The organism is Mariniflexile litorale (assembly GCF_031128465.2).
GTDB classification, from domain to species: domain Bacteria; phylum Bacteroidota; class Bacteroidia; order Flavobacteriales; family Flavobacteriaceae; genus Mariniflexile; species Mariniflexile litorale.
The window spans coordinates 492,851-511,179 of the sequence record NZ_CP155618.1; the positions used below are offsets into that span (position 1 = coordinate 492,851).

The 18,329-nt window shown below is 32.0% G+C and carries 16 protein-coding genes and 1 riboswitch; of the genes, 8 read left to right on the forward strand and 8 right to left on the reverse strand.

Annotated elements, in window-relative coordinates:
• Nucleotides 1-30 precede the first annotated feature (30 nt).
• Nucleotides 31-1,221, reverse strand: coding sequence for an ADP-forming succinate--CoA ligase subunit beta (sucC, locus tag QLS71_RS01890; RefSeq protein WP_308991227.1), 1,191 nt, complete (start codon nucleotides 1,219-1,221; stop codon nucleotides 31-33).
• Between the two features lie 198 nt (nucleotides 1,222-1,419).
• Between sucC and lysA the strand changes: the two genes are divergently transcribed.
• Nucleotides 1,420-2,655 (forward strand): diaminopimelate decarboxylase, encoded by a 1,236-nt coding sequence (gene lysA / locus QLS71_RS01895; protein WP_308991226.1) that lies wholly within the window; start codon nucleotides 1,420-1,422, stop codon nucleotides 2,653-2,655.
• A gap of 250 nt (nucleotides 2,656-2,905) precedes the next feature.
• On the opposite strand, the gene QLS71_RS01900 is transcribed toward lysA, so the two are convergent.
• From QLS71_RS01900 to QLS71_RS01915, 4 genes are read right to left on the reverse strand one after another with little or no spacing between them, the layout of a single operon-like run.
• Nucleotides 2,906-3,448 (reverse strand): DUF4252 domain-containing protein, encoded by a 543-nt coding sequence (locus QLS71_RS01900; protein ID WP_308991225.1) that lies wholly within the window; start codon nucleotides 3,446-3,448, stop codon nucleotides 2,906-2,908.
• Nucleotides 3,449-3,467: 19 nt separating this feature from the next.
• On the reverse strand, nucleotides 3,468-4,031 hold the full coding sequence (locus tag QLS71_RS01905; protein ID WP_308991224.1) for a DUF4252 domain-containing protein: 564 nt from the start codon (nucleotides 4,029-4,031) through the stop codon (nucleotides 3,468-3,470).
• Nucleotides 4,032-4,069: 38 nt separating this feature from the next.
• Nucleotides 4,070-4,555 carry a hypothetical protein gene (locus tag QLS71_RS01910; protein WP_308991223.1) on the reverse strand — a complete coding sequence of 162 codons (486 nt, stop codon included), beginning with the start codon at nucleotides 4,553-4,555 and terminating at the stop codon, nucleotides 4,070-4,072.
• A complete protein-coding gene (locus QLS71_RS01915; RefSeq protein ID WP_308991222.1) occupies nucleotides 4,542-5,051 on the reverse strand; it encodes a sigma-70 family RNA polymerase sigma factor in 510 nt (169 codons plus the stop codon). The genes QLS71_RS01910 and QLS71_RS01915 overlap by 14 nt, the downstream gene beginning before the upstream one ends.
• A 157-nt stretch (nucleotides 5,052-5,208) precedes the next feature.
• Here QLS71_RS01915 and QLS71_RS01920 point away from each other — a divergent pair, with 157 nt between their 5' ends.
• Together QLS71_RS01920 and QLS71_RS01925 are read left to right on the forward strand one after the other, a co-directional pair.
• Entirely contained in the window at nucleotides 5,209-6,681 is a 1,473-nt protein-coding gene (locus tag QLS71_RS01920) for a S41 family peptidase (RefSeq protein ID WP_308991221.1), read from the forward strand.
• Nucleotides 6,668-7,384: an ATP-binding protein gene (locus tag QLS71_RS01925; protein WP_308991220.1), complete on the forward strand. Its 717-nt coding sequence runs from the start codon at nucleotides 6,668-6,670 to the stop codon at nucleotides 7,382-7,384. The genes QLS71_RS01920 and QLS71_RS01925 overlap by 14 nt, the downstream gene beginning before the upstream one ends.
• A gap of 739 nt (nucleotides 7,385-8,123) precedes the next feature.
• Here the strand turns inward: QLS71_RS01925 and QLS71_RS01930 are convergent.
• The 3 genes from QLS71_RS01930 to QLS71_RS01940 form a co-directional block, all read right to left on the reverse strand.
• Entirely contained in the window at nucleotides 8,124-10,097 is a 1,974-nt protein-coding gene (locus tag QLS71_RS01930) for a DUF5074 domain-containing protein (protein ID WP_308991219.1), read from the reverse strand.
• Nucleotides 10,098-10,182: 85 nt separating this feature from the next.
• The gene (locus QLS71_RS01935) at nucleotides 10,183-11,259 is read right to left on the reverse strand and encodes a YncE family protein (protein WP_308991218.1); all 1,077 of its coding nucleotides are present in this window, start codon (nucleotides 11,257-11,259) and stop codon (nucleotides 10,183-10,185) included.
• A 3-nt stretch (nucleotides 11,260-11,262) separates the two neighbouring features.
• Nucleotides 11,263-13,098: a TonB-dependent receptor gene (locus QLS71_RS01940; RefSeq protein WP_308991217.1), complete on the reverse strand. Its 1,836-nt coding sequence runs from the start codon at nucleotides 13,096-13,098 to the stop codon at nucleotides 11,263-11,265.
• 29 nt (nucleotides 13,099-13,127) lie between these two features.
• A riboswitch (cobalamin riboswitch) is annotated at nucleotides 13,128-13,332 on the reverse strand.
• Nucleotides 13,333-13,536: 204 nt separating this feature from the next.
• On the opposite strand from QLS71_RS01940, the gene QLS71_RS01945 reads away from it, so the two are divergent.
• From QLS71_RS01945 to QLS71_RS01965, 5 genes are all read left to right on the forward strand, one after another.
• Nucleotides 13,537-14,682 carry an ABC transporter substrate-binding protein gene (locus QLS71_RS01945; protein WP_308991216.1) on the forward strand — a complete coding sequence of 382 codons (1,146 nt, stop codon included), beginning with the start codon at nucleotides 13,537-13,539 and terminating at the stop codon, nucleotides 14,680-14,682.
• Complete coding sequence (locus QLS71_RS01950; RefSeq protein ID WP_308991215.1) at nucleotides 14,683-15,714, forward strand: iron ABC transporter permease; 1,032 nt, start codon at nucleotides 14,683-14,685, stop codon at nucleotides 15,712-15,714.
• Nucleotides 15,715-16,509, forward strand: a complete 795-nt coding sequence (locus QLS71_RS01955) for an ABC transporter ATP-binding protein (protein ID WP_308991214.1) — start codon at nucleotides 15,715-15,717, stop codon at nucleotides 16,507-16,509.
• Nucleotides 16,510-16,603: 94 nt separating this feature from the next.
• A complete protein-coding gene (rmuC, locus tag QLS71_RS01960; RefSeq protein ID WP_308991213.1) occupies nucleotides 16,604-17,926 on the forward strand; it encodes a DNA recombination protein RmuC in 1,323 nt (440 codons plus the stop codon).
• Nucleotides 17,927-17,939: 13 nt separating this feature from the next.
• Complete coding sequence (locus tag QLS71_RS01965; RefSeq protein WP_308991212.1) at nucleotides 17,940-18,290, forward strand: 6-phosphogluconate dehydrogenase; 351 nt, start codon at nucleotides 17,940-17,942, stop codon at nucleotides 18,288-18,290.
• The last annotated feature ends 39 nt before the right edge of the window (nucleotides 18,291-18,329 follow it).

An 18,329-nucleotide genomic window follows, 5' to 3' on the forward strand; every position in this document is an offset into this window, starting at 1 on the left:
ATATTAAGATATCTGCTTTCGCAGAAATTATTAAGCTAATACTTGTTGTACTTTATCTGCAGCTTCTTGAAATTCAGTTGCGCTCATAACATCCAGTCCTGAACTATCAATTAATTTCTTGGCAATATCAGCATTTGTACCTTGCAAACGCACTATAATTGGCACGTTAATCGTTCCCATGTTTTTATAAGCATCAATAACGCCTTGCGCAACACGATCACAACGTACTATACCTCCAAATATGTTAATTAATATAGCTTTTACAGCTGGATCCTTTAAAATAATTTTGAAAGCGGCTTCTACACGAGCTGCATCTGCAGTACCACCAACATCTAAAAAGTTTGCTGGCTCACCTCCTGCTTGTTTAATTAAATCCATCGTTGCCATTGCTAAACCAGCTCCGTTAACCATACATCCCACATTACCATCTAGATCCACATAGTTTAAGCCTAGTTCTCCTGCTTCAACTTCAATGGCACTTTCTTCACGTACATCACGTAAATCAACATAGTTTTTATGTCTGAAAAGTGAATTATCGTCAATAGTTACTTTAGCATCAACTGCTAATATTTTATTATCACTTGTTTTTAAAACCGGATTAATTTCAAATAAAGAAGAATCAGATTTTACATAAGCCGTATAAAGATTGGTGACAAACTTTGTCATTTCTTTAAAAGCATTTCCAGATAATCCCAAATTAAAAGCAATGCGTCTTGCTTGAAATGGTAACATACCCACAGATGGATCTATATCTTCTGTAAAAATTAAGTGTGGTGTGTCTTCTGCAACAGTTTCAATATCCATCCCTCCTTCGGTAGAATACATAATCATGTTACGCCCTGTTCCTCTATTTAAAAGCACAGACATATAAAACTCATTTGTTTCACTTTCACCGGGATAATAAACATCTTCAGCAACTAAAACTTGATGTACTTTTTTACCTGCAGCAGAAGTTTGAGGTGTAACAAGGTTCATCCCAATAATATTTCCTGCAATTTCTTCTACTTCTTTAAGGTTTTTAGCAAGTTTAACTCCACCTCCTTTACCACGCCCACCTGCATGAACTTGAGCTTTTATAACATACCAGCTTGTACCTGTTTCGGCTGTTAAATGTTTTGCAGCTGCTACGGCCTCTTGTGCATTTTGAGCAACAATACCACGTTGTATGCGTACTCCAAAGCTGCTTAATATTTCTTTACCTTGATATTCGTGTAAATTCATAATTTGCTAAATAGTTTAAGAAGCGCAAATGTAAATAATCGTGATAACTTACCCTAATATTTAATTGCTAAAACACTTATTATAAATTAAAGTTATTTATATTGTTATATAATTAACATTTTGTTTAATTAGTTTAATTTTTTATTTATTTCTTTTTTATTTATCGTAAAGAAATATCTTTGACGAAAATTATACATTATGTTAGAAAATCAATTGCTGAAAATTGCACAAGATTTTGGAAGTCCGGTTTACGTTTATGACGCCGAAAAGATTGAAAGTCAATACAAAAGACTTACAAATGCTTTTAAAAACGTAAAACACCTTAAACTAAATTATGCCGTTAAAGCATTATCTAATATATCTATATTAAAACTTTTTAACTCATTAGGCTCTGGAATAGATACCGTTTCTATACAAGAAGTTCAATTAGGTTTAGCTGCTGGTTTTTTACCAGAACAAATTATTTTTACACCCAATGGCGTTTCATTAAATGAAATTGAAGAAGCTGCAAAACTAGGTGTTAAAATTAACATTGATAATCTTTCTATATTAGAACAATTTGGCACAAAGCACCCAAAAACACCGGTTTGTATTCGTATAAATCCACATGTTATGGCTGGTGGAAATGCGAATATTTCTGTGGGGCATATCGATTCTAAATTTGGAATTTCTATTCATCAAATACCTCATATATTACGCATTGTTGAAAATACTAAAATGACTATTAATGGTATTCATATGCATACGGGGAGTGACATTTTAGATATTGAGGTATTTTTATATGCCAGCGAAATACTATTTGAAACTGCAAAACAATTTAAAAATTTAGATTTTATTGATTTTGGTTCTGGATTTAAAGTTCCTTACAAACAAGGCGATATTGAAACTAATATTGAAGAATTAGGCGAAAAATTATCTAGCAAATTCAATGCCTTTTGTAAAGAATATGGTAAAGATTTGACTTTAGCTTTCGAACCTGGAAAGTTTTTAGTGAGCGAATCTGGAAATTTTTTAACTAAAGTAAATGCTATTAAACAAACTACTTCTACTGTTTTTGCTCAAGTTGATTCTGGTTTTAACCATTTAATACGTCCTATGTTTTATGGATCGCACCATGATATTCTAAACATTTCTAACCCTAAAGGACGTGAACGTTTTTACACTGTTGTTGGATATATTTGTGAAACAGATACGTTTGGCAGCAACCGCCGCATTACAGAAATAAATGAAGGTGATGTGTTATGCTTTAAAAATGCGGGAGCCTATTGCTTCTCTATGGCAAGTAACTATAACTCTAGGTTTAGACCTGCAGAAGTTTTATGGTACAATAATAAAGCACATTTAATAAGAAAAAGAGAAACCTTTGAAGATATTATAAACAATCAAATTGAAGTTGATTTCACTTCAAAAAAAGAAAAAGCATTGGTAAAATAAATGCCATATGTATTCTTAGTTATTAAAAGAGGCTGTCTGAAAAGTGTATTTTATTTACTTTGTCAGGTTGAGTTTGTCGAAACCGATATGGATTATCAAAAAGTTTAACTATTTCGACAGGCTCAATATGACACAGAATAACACTTCTCAGACAGCCTCTTTAATCATTTTCGTAAAGCGTTCAATCTTATTAGAACCATTGGATTGATAACTTCAAGTACTCTTTATTTCTATTTAAGAAGGTATTTAATTACTTAAAAAACTTCATAATATCTTGAACTTGTCCTTTATCGATATCGGCACTTTGTAAAATACTGACTAAAGTAACCATTTTATCAGGACTCATTTCATTGCCTAAAACACGAACAATTCCAAAACCCAATTCTTTAGAACTTCCAAAAACAATCACTTCATCAGCTTCCTCATCGGTTCCAATATACTTTACAACAACTTTATTTCCTTTATCACTAAATTCTATAAGATCGTTATACTTTTCATCACTCAAAATAGTTTTAACTTTTGCTAATTCTACTTTTAAGGTTTTGTCGTCTGCTTCACTCGTTTTGTAGCCTAAAAAGTTTAATCGAGATACTGAATTATAAGCTTCCTTTTGTTCGTTTGTAAACTTAGACGCATCAATTTTCAACATCGATATAGGTACATCTTGTGTTATAAAATTTTTAGATTCCTGATTGTCTACAAAATAACGTTGCAAACTAGCACCATCATTACAACTTACCAACATTAAAGTTGCTGTAAAAATTAATAAAATATGATTGATTGTTCGTTTCATGATGATTAATGTGTTTTTATTATTTCTTTTTCTTTTTCTCTAAATGATTACCGCCAGGTATATTCATTTTCTCGGTTAATTTAGAAATTTCATTTAAATTGATATCACCAGTAAGCGATACAACTACTGTTTCAATACGTCTTTGTTGCCCGTTCACATCTACACTTTCTTTCATTACTTTATTAATCCCATTTACAAAGATTAAAAGTTCTTTTACATGGTTGGAATCTTTCCCTTCTTTTACATAAAACTTTACTTCAACGCCATCGTCTTTCACTTCCATTAACTCTTCTAAAGAATTGGAACGCGATTTAACCCATTTACTAATATCGGCTGAGATCGTTTTATTATCGGTTACAATGGTTTTAAAACTGGTGATGCTTTTTACCATATCAATATACGCCTTTGCCTCGGGCTCATCAACATTAATACCCATTTTTGCTATCATTTGAAACATTTTTGGTTTAATAGATACATAGGTTACATCGGTATTATCGCTGTACTTTTCAAAAACATCTTGAGCCATTCCGGTTAATGGCAATAACATGATTACCATTACGAGTACTATTACTTTATTTTTCATTTTATTATTTTTTTAATTATTTATTCGTTTTTTGATTATTACTTTTTAAAAATGATACTTGTTGCGCTTTCTATTTCATTCAAATAACTAAGAGTTTCAGTACCTTTATTTACTTCATCAAGATAGTTCACTGTTGAAATTCCTTTATTAAAATGATTTGAAATCATTGCTAACTGCTCTGTGACTTCGTTAAGAGCATCTTCGGGGTTATTGTAAGTACCATAGGCATATTCTTCATAAGATGAAACCACTGGTTCTTTAAAATAAACTCCTAACACAAGAACAGCTACTGCTGCTACGGCAATCCATTTATAGTTAAACACTTTTTTAGTTTCTAATGGAAGGTCTTTCGTAAATTGTTCTTGTTTACTTACCGAAAAATAGGCGAACATAGGTTTGTACATTTCTAAATGTGGCGCTACAGTTTCTTGCGAAAAATAGTTTTTTAACTGCTGCTCTTCTTTAAGTGATGTTTCTCCGTTCTCGTACTTCTCTAGTAAATTTTCTATATTATTTAATACCATAATTATGTGTACTAGTTAATTTTTCTCTTATTGTTTTTCTGGCTCTAGATAGGCTTACACGTACTGCCGTATTGTTCATATCTAGCATTTTTGCAATCTCATCCAGATCGTATGCTTCTATATCTCGTAATTGGATGACTAATTTTTGTTGTTCGGGTAACTCTTCAATAATTTTTGATACCCAATTAACACTATCGTTTAATTCAATCTGTTTTTGTAATGATGTATTTCCATCTTCATAATTACTATGCACAATTTTTAAATTTTGTGCTTGTTTCGATTTCAATTTATCAAAACAAAAATTCTTTGTCATGGTCATTGAAAATGCTTCCACATTTTTATACTCCTCAATTTTTGTTTTATTATTCCATAACTTCAACAACACCTCTTGTGTAGCATCTTCAGCTTCCTCTGTAGATACCAGTAATCGTTTGGCTAAGCGAAATACTTTATCCTTAAAAGGCATCACAATATTTAAAAACTCAGTTTGAGTCATTGTTGGTTTGCTTTGGTTGGTTAAATTAACCTTGTTGAGGCTATTTGTTATTACGACGAACGTTCATCTAATTTGTTACAAATAATTTTTAAATATATAATAATGTAAGTAAATTTAGAGTTTTAGAGACTAACTACTAAAAATAACATACTTACTTATGAAATTTACAAAGGCCCTAATTCTAGTATTTACAATTTCTTTTTTAACCACTGCTTGTTTTGATGATAATGACGATAGCCAAATTACTACAAGTGAAATAAATGATTTTGTTTGGAAAGGGATGAACTCTTGGTACAATTGGCAATCTGAAGTTCCGAATTTATCTGATAATAAAGACGACAATAAAAGTGAATACCAATCATATCTAACTCAAAACACCAATCCTAACATTTTTTTTAATAGTTTAATATATCAACCCAACGTAACCGATAGATTTTCTTGGTTTATTGAAGATTACATTGAACAAGAATTGCAATTTCAAGGTATTTCCAAGTCTCATGGTCTAAAATACCAATCCGTTCAAGTAAATAGTAACGGTGATATAATCATATATGTGAGATATGCTGCCGATAATTCTCCAGCAAGCGCTGCAAGTATTAAAAGAGGTGATATAATTAACGCTATTAACGGAACGGTTTTAAACTCTTCAAACTTTGACAGTGCTATAAACGATTTATTTGATGATACCGTTACACTTTCTTTTGTTTCAGAAAACGGAGGTGTATTAACTCCTATAGAAAGCAAAACCATTACAGCGACTGTTATATCTGAAAACCCAGTTTATTTAAAAAAAATATTTAATGATATTAATAATAAAAAAGTGGGCTATTTAGTTTATAACGGCTTTAGATCATCCTACAATGATGAATTAAATGACGCCTTTGCTTTTTTTAAGAATGAAGGTATAGATGAATTAATACTCGATCTAAGACTCAATGGTGGTGGCTCAGTAGCTACTTCAGCATATTTATCAAGTATGATATATGCAAATGCAAATGAAGGTGAGTTTGCCAGTTTAGAATTTAATTCAAAACATGCCGCTGAAAATGGTTCTTACTTTTTTACAAATACACTAAACGTATATGATGCAAACGATAATAAAACAGGCACACAAGCTATTAATAGATTAAATACGCTTAGTAGATTATATGTATTAACATCCAGTAGTACAGCATCGGCAAGTGAAATGGTTATAAACGGACTGAAACCTTATATGAGTGCTGTTAAAGTTATAGGTAGCACAACTTACGGGAAAAACGTTGGCTCTATAACATTATATGACTCTCCAAATACAGATTATCAAGATAAATCGTCTGCTAACCAACAACACACTTATGCGATGCAGCCCATTGTTTTTCAAATATTTAATAAAAATGGCCAAAGTGATTATACACAAGGTTTTGTCCCAGATACTGAAGTAAAAGAATACGAATATTGGAACACTATTTTACCTTTTGGAGATGAAAATGAGGTTGTTTTAAAAGCGGCTTTGGATGATATAAGAGGAATAACTAGTAAAACTAGTTCCTCAAAGAAAAAAGATTTTGCTAAAGAATTGAAGTTTAAAACTCCTTTCAAAAAGTTTGAGAACGAAATGTATATTGAAAAAGATTTCTTTGGAAAAGAATAAAACCTATTTTAATTGGAGCTCAGGAAAGGATTCTGCTCTAGCACTCTACCATTTATTGCAAGATGAAAATTATGCAGTTAATGAATTAATTACAACTGTAAATAGTCATTACAATCGCGTGTCTATGCATGGCCTAAGAAAAGAACTTTTGATAGCTCAAACGGATGCATTACAAATTCCTGCGAGTTTAATTGAATTGCCAGAAATGCCGAGCATGGATGTTTATGAAAAAATAATGAGCAAAACGGTTACGAGATTAAAAAATGAAGGTTTTACGCATACAGCATTTGGTGATATTTTCTTAGAAGATTTAAGAGTTTATAGAGAAAATCAATTAACAAAAATAGGGTTAAAAGCGGTTTTCCCTATTTGGAAACGCGATACCGAAAAACTACTGAATGAATTTTTGGATTTAGGCTTTAAAACAATTATTGTTTGTGCCAATTCTAAATATTTTGAAGAAGACTTTGTAGGAACTATTATCGACAAAAATTTTATTAAGAAACTACCTGATGGCGTGGACCCTTGTGGTGAAAATGGTGAATTTCATACCTTTTGCTTTGACGGCCCCATATTTACAAACCCTGTTCCATTTACTATTGGAGAAAAAGTGTACAGAGAATATGATAGTCCACACACGGATGATTCTATCTGTAAAAGTGAGAAATATGGCATGTGGTATTGTGATTTAATTCCAAATTAAAATAAACCTAAAAACTGAAATTCAATTATTTGTAATTATAATTTCTGATGTTATCAGGAGTGGATATAACATCCGTTTAAGCCGCTATTGTCAAATAAAAGGGAACATAGTAAAAATTAGTGTAAACCCTTCTGTCTAGGGTAACAAGTTTTTTAATGGCTCAAAATTTTCAGCTTTTCAGTGTTTTTTTCTCCATTTTTTGCCATCATACATATAATAATCCTAAAATAACTCTAAAGGTGTTTTAGGATTAAAAAAAGAGCTGTGTAATTTCTGTATTTATTTAATAATCTGTATGGTTATTTTAGGACGATTCAACCTCTTAGATGATTGGTAGTTACTTCGCAGATACTGTATAGTTATAGCATGGTTATAGCATGGTTATAGTAAGTGAAATATTTACAATCTACCCCAAAACAACATACAACGAACATAATTAATACACATATAAACCTAAGTGACATGCCTATTAACAATTTAACAATTTGAATTTCAGTAACAAATAATTATTTTCATAGCATGAAAGGCCATATTTGATACTTGAAGTTGTTAAAATTAAATAAAATATTTCAGAATTTCAATAACTAATTGATCATTAGAAGCTTATTAATCAAACTCTGGCTAAAAAGTCATGAATATTTACTTTGTCAGGTTGAACTTGTCGAAACCGATATGAATTATCGGTCAGCTAAAAATATTTCGACAAGCTCAATATAACAATACAATTAGATTTTCATTCTTAACGCTTTATCAATTTTTGCGTATGTGTCCCATTGTTATTGGTTAGCTTCACAATATAAATTCCTGAAACCAGATGATTAATTGAAACTGGTAATTGTTTTACTTTCAATTCTTGTTTTAAAACCACACGTCCTGACATGGAATAAATTTCTAAAGTTCCTATATCTGAAATTTGGAAAGACGATGAAGCTGGGTTTGGATATAATGTAAAAGTGTTACTCTTTTTAACATCGTTTAAACCCAAGGTTCTTTGATTAATAACTCCAATAGCATCCAAATCGAATCCACCAGACCAAAAAGGCGTTGAAAACAATTCATTTATAGCATTTCCTAAACTATCATAACGCGCGTATAAGGGGTCAATACTTCCCACAACATCAATTAATTTTATGTGTGTAATACTGGTTTTGTCAAGTAATACATTATCTGCTATATCTGAAATATCGAAAGGTGTTCCATAATTTGCTTTATATTTCCCTGCAAGATTATTCAGTTTAGTAGGATCAACAGACCCAAAACCACCTACTTGAGTTGTTGTTTGTGTTTTACTATGGGAAGGGAATCTAAAATAATTAATACCATCTGAACTCACTTCTACAAATGCCAATTCCAAAAAGGTATCGCTAAAACCATTTTCAAATACCGCAAAATCAAAACCATCTTCATTCTTTATAGGCTGTGCAAAGGTTACAATGGCTTCCCCAGCATCCCCTAAACTAACTGGAGAATTGTTTGCTACACCAGTTCCTGCTTCTGGTTCACCATAACTAGCATAATTACTATTTTTATCCGTTTCTTTATAATCTGGACGTGATATATCTACATGTCCTCGAGTAACTTGAACTCCTGTTGCCCATGCCACAAAAAGATTACTGGTTGCTGCTATAGCTGTAGAACCTGCTTTCCCAGCTCCAGGAGCATAGGGTTCATCGTTATAATAGAAACCATTTGGCAAAACACCTACTGAATAATTAGATACAAAATTACCTGTATTATCATACACAAACACCTTTCCTTCGTTTGAAAAATCTACGGCATCGGCAACGTAAAAACGGGTACCAATTTTCTCAAGGGCATACGGTATTTGTAAATTATCTGTTGAAACATCTATAAAAGATGTTGTAGGCAAAGAAATATCACTTAAACCCATTTTGTAAATATTAGACCCTAAAAAATAAAAGAGCGAGCTGCTATCCAATGTTAAAAACTCTGGATGCACTATACCAGGAAAAGTGAATGTTGTTTTATTGTCATAATCCGATAAATCGATCTTAACAATCTTGCCTGTAGTTTCACCACCAGGTGCATAATCGGGTTTACCACTACAAAGCACATATAAATTAGTAGCATCCATTTCCAATGCAGATGGCACATCGCCCACAATAATAGGCTCTACGGCGTTGGTAGCCAAATCAATTACTGAAACACTATTACCTTGACCATATCCACCTTGATGAGCAACATATAATTTTCCGTTGCTGGCAACTAGTTCTTCAGGACCTTCAACAACAGGGATGGTTCCTGTAACTGTGTTTGTTGCAAGATCTATAATGGCTACATAATCATCCGCAATATTCGTGGGATCTCCCCAATTGGTCACATATCCCTTACCATCATAAAATGCAATATTCCGTGGATTTACCATTTGATCCGTAATGGTAGCTATCTGTACCAACGTATTTCTATCTACGACTTTTACATAATTACTATTACCTACAACTAGGTATGCATTATTGCCTTCGAAGCCCATTCCTTGAGCAACATCGCCCAATGCTAAGGCAGCATTTTTATTAGAGAAAACATTATTTTCAACCATTAAATTAGGCTTTAAACAAGATAATGAAGCATTGGAGTCAAAGAAACCACCTTCATTTAAAATATAAATGCCATTTTGGTAGGTTTGGGCAAAAGTTATAACGGTAAAAAATATTCCCGATACTAATGTTACTAAATTTTTGTAATAATTTTTCATATTTTATATTTTTTTTTATGGAAGATATTGTGCTTAACTACACACGTTCAACTTGTTTCTTTAATTATTTATGATACTTAATGACTTAGTTATTAAAATAAAATGAATTCGGAATAATTTGAACTGTAAATTTTTTTTGAATTTCACCGGTAAGATTATAAATAAAAACTTCACCATTAGATACATAATCTTTGGCATCTGCTATGTATATTTTGTTTTCGTGTATTTTGAAACCATATGGTGTTTTTACTCCACTTACAGCAAGCGAAAATAAATCTGTTTGAGGAAGCTGAAAATTGCTTGTATTTACAGTATAAATGCTGTTTTCTAAAATATAATAAAGGACACCACCATCTATATCTAAAAAACGCGGGTGTTTAATTTGAGGAAAAGTAAGTTCAGATTCCACAGCGCCACTAGACAGTCCTATTTTTATAAGCTGTCCTGATGTTTCATTAAGTGCATAATCAGGTTTTCCTGAACAAATTACATAAAGCTTATCGCTGTCAATAAGTAAATCATCAGGCACATCACCTACCCCAATACTACTTATAACTTTTTCCGAGACAATATCAATAACACTTATAGTGTTTCCATAACCATAACCGCCTGTATGCGCTACATAAATTTTACCATTGTTTGATACTAGTTTTTCGGGACCTTCTGCCACAGGTATTTTATATTCAACTAAATTTGTATCTAGGTTTAAAACAGCCACATAATCATCATTCACATTATTTGGATCGCCCCAATTTGTTATGTAGCCTTTGTTGCCATCAAAAACAATATATCTCGGATTTACAATATCATCTGATACGGTGGCAATATATTGAAAGGTATAACGGTTAACGATTTCAATAGTAGAAGAATTGTTTACTACAATATAAGCGTTATCACCGTAAAAACCCATACTTTGAGCCGTATCACCTAAATTCATATTATTAACTCCAGAAAATATGGAATTATAAACCTGTCCATCGGTATCCAAAAACGAGACAGATGCATTAGAATAACCATAACCGCCTTCATTTAAAATAAAAAGACCTTGATTGTAATCGCCTTCTGGCAAAACTATAGCCTGTTCGCGGTCATCGCTTGTACATGATACTGACAAAACAAAAATCAGTAATAAGGTATTGAAAAAATTATTCAATAGTTTCATCGTTTAAAAATTTAAATTAATGTAAAAATTATAGTTCCTACCAGGCATGGGCCTGTTTAATACGCTTTCATAGGATTCGTTCCAAAAGTTTAAGACTTGTGCCCCTATTTTATATTTTTGTTGTTTGCCTAAAGTATACTCTGCTCCTAAATTGGCGACCATATAACTATCCAAAATATGCTCAGTAACATTGTCGGTAGTTGTAAACACTTCATCATTATTTAGGTATTGGTAGTAAGCTGAAAAATTTTTATAACCATAACCAAAAGAGGTTGTTAATTTATGAAAGGGTACATAAATTAATTGTTTACCAGTTTCTTTATTCTCTGAAACGGTATAAGCATAAGTTCCAGAAAGACTAAAATGATGCTGGTTTATTTTTTTATTTAAAGTAAGCACAGATTCTACACCGTAAATTCCAACTTTATAGGTGTTTTCGGGTCTAAATACACCAAAAGTATCTGGCACCCATTGAAGTAAATTTTTCACCGAATTATAATAACCAGTTACTAAAAGTGATGCGTTCTTTACGTGAAAATTATTACTTATTTCTCCTTGGTAGGATTCTTCAGGTTTTAAATTTATATTACCAAGTCCTTGCCAATACAAATCGTTATAGGTAGGAATTCTGAAGTTTTTAGAAGTATTCAATTTCAATTGATAAAAGTCGGAAACATCTATCCTCACACCAGCAGAATACAATAAAGGCTTGCCATAATCTTGGTTAGCTTCTTGACGTAAATTGATCTCGTATAAAATAGATTTAGAAACGGCTTGCTTGAAGCTAATTAATGCTGCGGAAAGATGCCGCACTTCTTTATCTATATCCGATCCTCTACCATGGTTTTCTGTATAGTTTACACCCATTGAAACCAACATTTTATTTGTTATCGAATAATCCAAACCGTATTTAAGTATCAAACTTTCTACTTTTCCGAAGGTGTAAAAATCACTGTCAATATTTGCAAAATAACGATATTCCTCTGTTGTTGTTGCTACTTTTAAATTTGATTTAAACTTACCAAAAACACTTTTCCATTCTACAAGTGAACGGGAATTAAAATCAAAATATTTTGTTTTTAAAGCATTGGGGGTTGGCACAGAAAAATTTCGTCGTCCTTTATAAATATTTGCATAAATGTTAAGTATATTTTTTGCATTTAGTTTTGTGCCCACAGCAAAACTTACATTGGTATTTTGGTACTGTCCATTTTTATTTTCCCTATTAGCCTCTAAATAAGGGTAATCATTATTAGAGCCTATTTTCGAAATCCCTAACAATAAACTTAGTTTTTTAGAAGCATATTTGGTTTGATAATTGACACCGTACGTGTTAAAATCGCCATAATTAACAAATAATTCATTTTTTAACCCCGTATTATAAATCAATTCATTTACTAAATTTATACTACCACCAATAGCGCCACTACCATCTGCAACACTAGACCCACCTGGTTTAATTTCAATTTTATTATATCCTCTGGTATTTATGGTATTAAAATCTGTTTGTCCTGTAGTTTGCGAATTAATACTTATACCATTCCAAAGCACAGCGGTTTGCGACGCGGTAGTACCACGAAATGAAGGCGAAGACACCATACCCAATCCATTTTCCTTAAAGTAGACCAAACTGTTATAATTTAAAAGATTGGTTAAAGAGGCTTGATTTTGTCTAAGAACACTATCTTTCAGTACGCTTACATTCGTAGTGTATAAAGAATCTTTCATACGGTATGCAACAAGATTAACAGCATCCAAAACCGTAATAGAGTCTGTTTGAGCGTATGTAATACGTCCAAAACACATACAAAATATTAGTATATAAATCGAATTCCTCATAAATCTTGAAGACCTTTTTCCCGAAAGTCGTATTAGATGATGAAAAAGGCAGGTCTCCTGACTTACGTCTTAATAGATGTCTTCCCAGATAGTATCCAGTGACTTGAAGTGTACTATTAAGCATCCTATTAAAAGGACTAAGCTTACAGTTGCGGGAACAGTTCTGGGTTTACACCAGATTCCCTTTTAATTTATTCACGTGAAATGAACAAAACCAAATTCTATGCAAAAATAATTGTTTTAATTTAACTATTCAGATAAACTTTACTTTTCTTATTCATTTTATAAACAAGATAAATAAACCCTATAAGAAAATAAGCTATTATTACGCCAGCTACTATATATATTGTTAAATTTGAACCGTCTCGTATTGTTAAACTTTGACCAAAAGTACCAAGCTGTAAACCATTTAAAAATGACAATTGTCATATACTACTTATGAAGTACAAATATATTTTTTTAGTTTTTACAATCATTTTATTTAATTGTAAAAATGACTCCGAAAAACATAACATCGAAACGAGTAAAGGCAAGCCAATAAACATTAAATATGCCAAAGGTTTTTCGGTTTCAAATCATGAAAATTTTAAAGTTTTAGAAATTAAAAATCCATGGCCTAAGGCTGAAAAAACTTATAAATATGTTTTAATAAGTAAAGAAAACGCAGCCAAGACTAGTTTTATGCAAGATGCATATGATGGAATCATCATCATTCCTATTAAAAAAATAGTGGTTACTAGTACCACTCACATTCCTTCATTAGAATTGTTAAATGAAGAGCAAACTTTAGTAGGTTTCCCGGGAGTCAATTACATATCTTCAGAAAACACCAGAAATAGAATCGATAAGGGGTTGGTAAGGGAATTAGGTAAAAACGAAGGTATAAACACGGAAGTATTATTAGAACTAAAACCCGATGTTGTAATTGGTTTTGGAATTGATGGTAATAACAAAACTTTTGAAATTATTAAAAAATCGGGGGTTCCTGTAATTTTTAATGGGGATTGGGTGGAAGAATCTCCGCTGGCCAAAGCTGAATGGGTTAAGTTTTTTGGAACTTTATTTAATAAAGAAAAAGAAGCTGATTCAATTTTCAATACTATAGAAAAAGATTATTTAGAAGCAAAAAAACTAGCTAAAAATACTAAAACCAAGCCTAACGTTTTAAGTGGTGCCATGCATAATGATGTTTGGTATTTACCTAATGGAAACAGTACAGAAGCGCAGCTTTTAGAAGATGCTAACGTCAATTATTTATGGAAAGACTCGAAAGGCATAGGTAGTTTATCGCTTAATTTTGAAACCGTTTTCATGAAAGCTAAAGATGCTGATATTTGGCTAAGCCCGTCAAATTACACAAGTAAAGAAGCGCTTAAAAATGCGAATGCACACCATGCCACATTTAAGCCGTTTCAAAACAACAATATCTATTCTACTATAAATACTAAAGGAACATCGGGTGGTGTTTTGTATTTTGAGTTGGGCACTACCCGACCCGATTTGGTTTTAAAAGATCTTATTAAAATTTGTCATCCAGAACTCTTAAAAAATCATGACCTTTACTTTTTTAAACATTTAGATTAATTGCCAAATTCAAAAACATACAGCCTTTCTTTTTTAGTATTATTTCTAATACTCATACTTTGTTTTTTAACAAATATAAGTTTAGGCTCTGTGTATATTCCGCTTAAAGATGTTTTTAATAGTTTAATAGGTAGTACTACCGAACAAGAAACTTGGCTACACATCATTCAAAATTACAGATTGCCAAAGGCATTAACCGCTATTCTTGTAGGTTCTGGTTTAGGGATTTCTGGACTTTTAATGCAAACCTTATTTAGAAATCCATTAGCAGGTCCTTTTGTGTTGGGTATTAGTTCGGGTGCTAGCTTAGGGGTTGCTTTAGTTATTTTAGGTTCTTCCGTATTTGGAGGCGTTTTTGTAACGTTTTTAATCTCAAAATGGAGCATTGTTATTGCTGCGAGTTTAGGCAGTTTTTTAGTACTATTGGCGGTTCTAATGGTATCTATAAAAGTGCGCGACACGATGGCGATACTTATTATAGGCCTCATGTTTGCAAGTATAACGGCTGCTATAGTGAGCGTACTTTCCTATTTTGGTTCTGCTCAACAATTACAACAATATATTTTCTGGGGTTTTGGTAGTTTAGGAAATTTATCTTGGGATGAATTAGGGGTGTTTTTTATCATTTATAGCATAGGAATGCTTGTGTGTCTTGCTTCAGTAAAATCACTAAACACCTTACTTTTAGGTGAAAATTATGCTAAAAGTTTAGGTTTGAATATTAAAAGAAGCCGACTAGCTATCATTATTTCCACCAGTTTATTAGCAGGTACTATTACTGCGTTTACGGGGCCTATTGCATTTATAGGCTTGGCCATTCCACATTTAACACGTCAAGTTTTTAATACCTCCAATCATAAAATATTAGTACCTGCCGTATTTTTATTTGGTGCTATTGTGATGCTTATTTGCGATAGTATTGCTCAAGTACCCAATAGTGATTACACCTTACCTATTAATGCCATAACTTCTTTAGTGGGTGCGCCTGTAGTGATTTGGTTATTGGTAAGAAAACGCAACATGATATTTTAAATGGAAAACACAAGCCAACATATCATTTTAAAAACTAAAGATTTATCTATTGGATATGTTTCTAAAAAAGAACGCATTATTGTGGCTTCTCATATCAATATTGAATTACCCAAAGGTGAATTAGTGGGTTTGGTTGGTGGTAATGGTATTGGAAAATCGACCCTATTAAGAACGCTTACCAATGTTCAAAATACTATAGAGGGTACTGTGTTTATTAATGAACAAAATATAAAACAATTTCCTGCACTCGATTTAGCCAAAGTGATGAGTTTGGTTTTAACCGAACAAATGATGTCTAAAAATTTATCTGTTTTCGAGTTGGTAGCTTTGGGCAGACAACCTTATACCAACTGGGTAGGCAACTTATCTGAAAATGATATTGCTATCATCAACACCGCTTTAACCCAAACCAATATAACCGATTTAAAAAACAAAAGGTGTTTTGAATTAAGTGATGGACAATTACAAAAAGTGATGATTGCACGTGCTTTAGCTCAAGATACCGATTTGATTATTTTAGATGAACCTACGACTCATTTAGATATGTATCACAAAGTATCTATTTTGAAATTACTACAAAAATTAACGAAAGACACAGGAAAAACCATTTTATTTTCATCGCACGAAATAGATTTGGCCATTCAACTTTGTGATACCATGATTGTGATGTCTAAAGATTCGGTGGTGACGGATACACCTTGCAATCTCATTTCGAATGGTGTATTTGAATCATTATTTCCTAAAGACTTAATTGCATTTGATCAGGTAACCGGAAGTTTTCGGGTGAAAAAATAAAGGTTAACTCAAAATTTTAAATTTCTAAAAACTTCGGTCTTTGGTCTTCATTCTTCAGCCTAAAAAAATTATCTTTGGATAAATTCTTAGTTAAATGTACGACAACCTGATTCTAATTCTTGCCATATTAATCTCCGGAGGCCTTGGTGCTTATATTGGCATGACCATTACCAAATTAAAAAGTAAAAGCGAGCAAAGCACTTTAGAAGAACGTCAAAGTCAGTTAAACACAACCATTAACGACCTAAAACAAAATATTGATAAAATTGAAAAAGATCGTGAAGACATTCGTCGTGAAAAAGAGTTTTTAAATTCTGAATTAACCAGAAAAAATACCGAATACGAAAACCTACAACAAATAAGTTCTAAACGCGAACAAGAAATAGAAGTACGCCAAGAACAACTGCGTAAAGATTTTGAATTGTTGGCTAATAAAATTTTAGAAGAAAAATCGGAGAAATTCACCACTAAAAACAAAGAAAACTTAGACGCTATTTTAAAACCACTTCAAGAGAAAATAAAAACCTTTGAAGATAAAGTCGATTTAACTCAAAAAGAAAGCATCAGCATGCATTCGGCTTTAAAAGAGCAATTGCTGGGATTAAAAGACTTGAACCAACAAATGACAAAAGAGACCACCAACTTAACCCGAGCCTTAAAAGGTGATAGTAAAATGCAAGGGAATTGGGGCGAATTGGTTTTAGAACGCGTGTTAGAAAAATCGGGGTTAGAAAAAGATAGAGAATATTTTGTACAACAAAGTTTTACATTGGCAGATGGGTCTCGTGTTTTGCCAGACGTGGTTTTAAATCTTCCCGATGGAAAGAAAATGATTATTGATAGTAAAGTATCGTTAACCGCTTATGAGCGTTTAGTTAATGCTGAAGACGATGAGAAACCTCTATTTTTAAAAGCACACGTAAACTCGATTAAAAAACACGTAGACCAACTTTCAGAAAAAAATTATCAAGATTTATATGATATTGAATCACCTGATTTTGTTTTAATGTTTATCCCTATAGAACCTGCTTTTGCAGTAGTTGTAAATGAGGATAATAGTATTTACAACAAAGCTTTTGAGAAGAATATTGTAATAGTAACACCTTCTACCCTATTGGCCACTTTACGTACTATTGACAGTATGTGGAACAATGAAAAACAACAACAAAACGCTATTGAAATTGCAAGACAAGCTGGAGCACTTTACGATAAATTTGAAGGTTTGATGAGTGATTTAATTGGTGTTGGCAAAAAAATTGACGCTACAAAATCAGATTATAATTCAGCAATGAATAAATTATTTGAAGGAAACGGAAACCTCATTATTAGTGTTGAAAAACTAAAAACATTAGGAGCCAAAGCAAAAAAAGCATTGCCCGAAGCTATTATAAAACGTGCTAGTAAAGAAATTGAATAAATAATTTATACTTATGAAAATTTTAATTAAAATTGGCATTGCTCTCTTTTTAGTACTTATAGGGTATTTTTGTTTCCTTTATTTTGCGCATTACAGCGAGGGCATTCGTGCTGGCGAATTAGTGAAGTTTAGTAAAAAAGGCATGTTTATTAAAACCTGGGAAGGACAAATAAGTCAAGGCGTATCAGAATCACTTCAATTTGAATTTTCGGTAGAAGATAAAGAAGAACAAGTGAAAAATGATTTAATGAATTTACAAGGTAAGTATGTAAAACTTCATTATTTCGAACGTTATAAAACATTTTTTTGGCTGGGAGATACTAAATATTTTATTACTAAAGTTGAAATAACACAACAAAATTAGCATGCCTCAACATCACTTAGTTAAGTGATATTTTGTTTT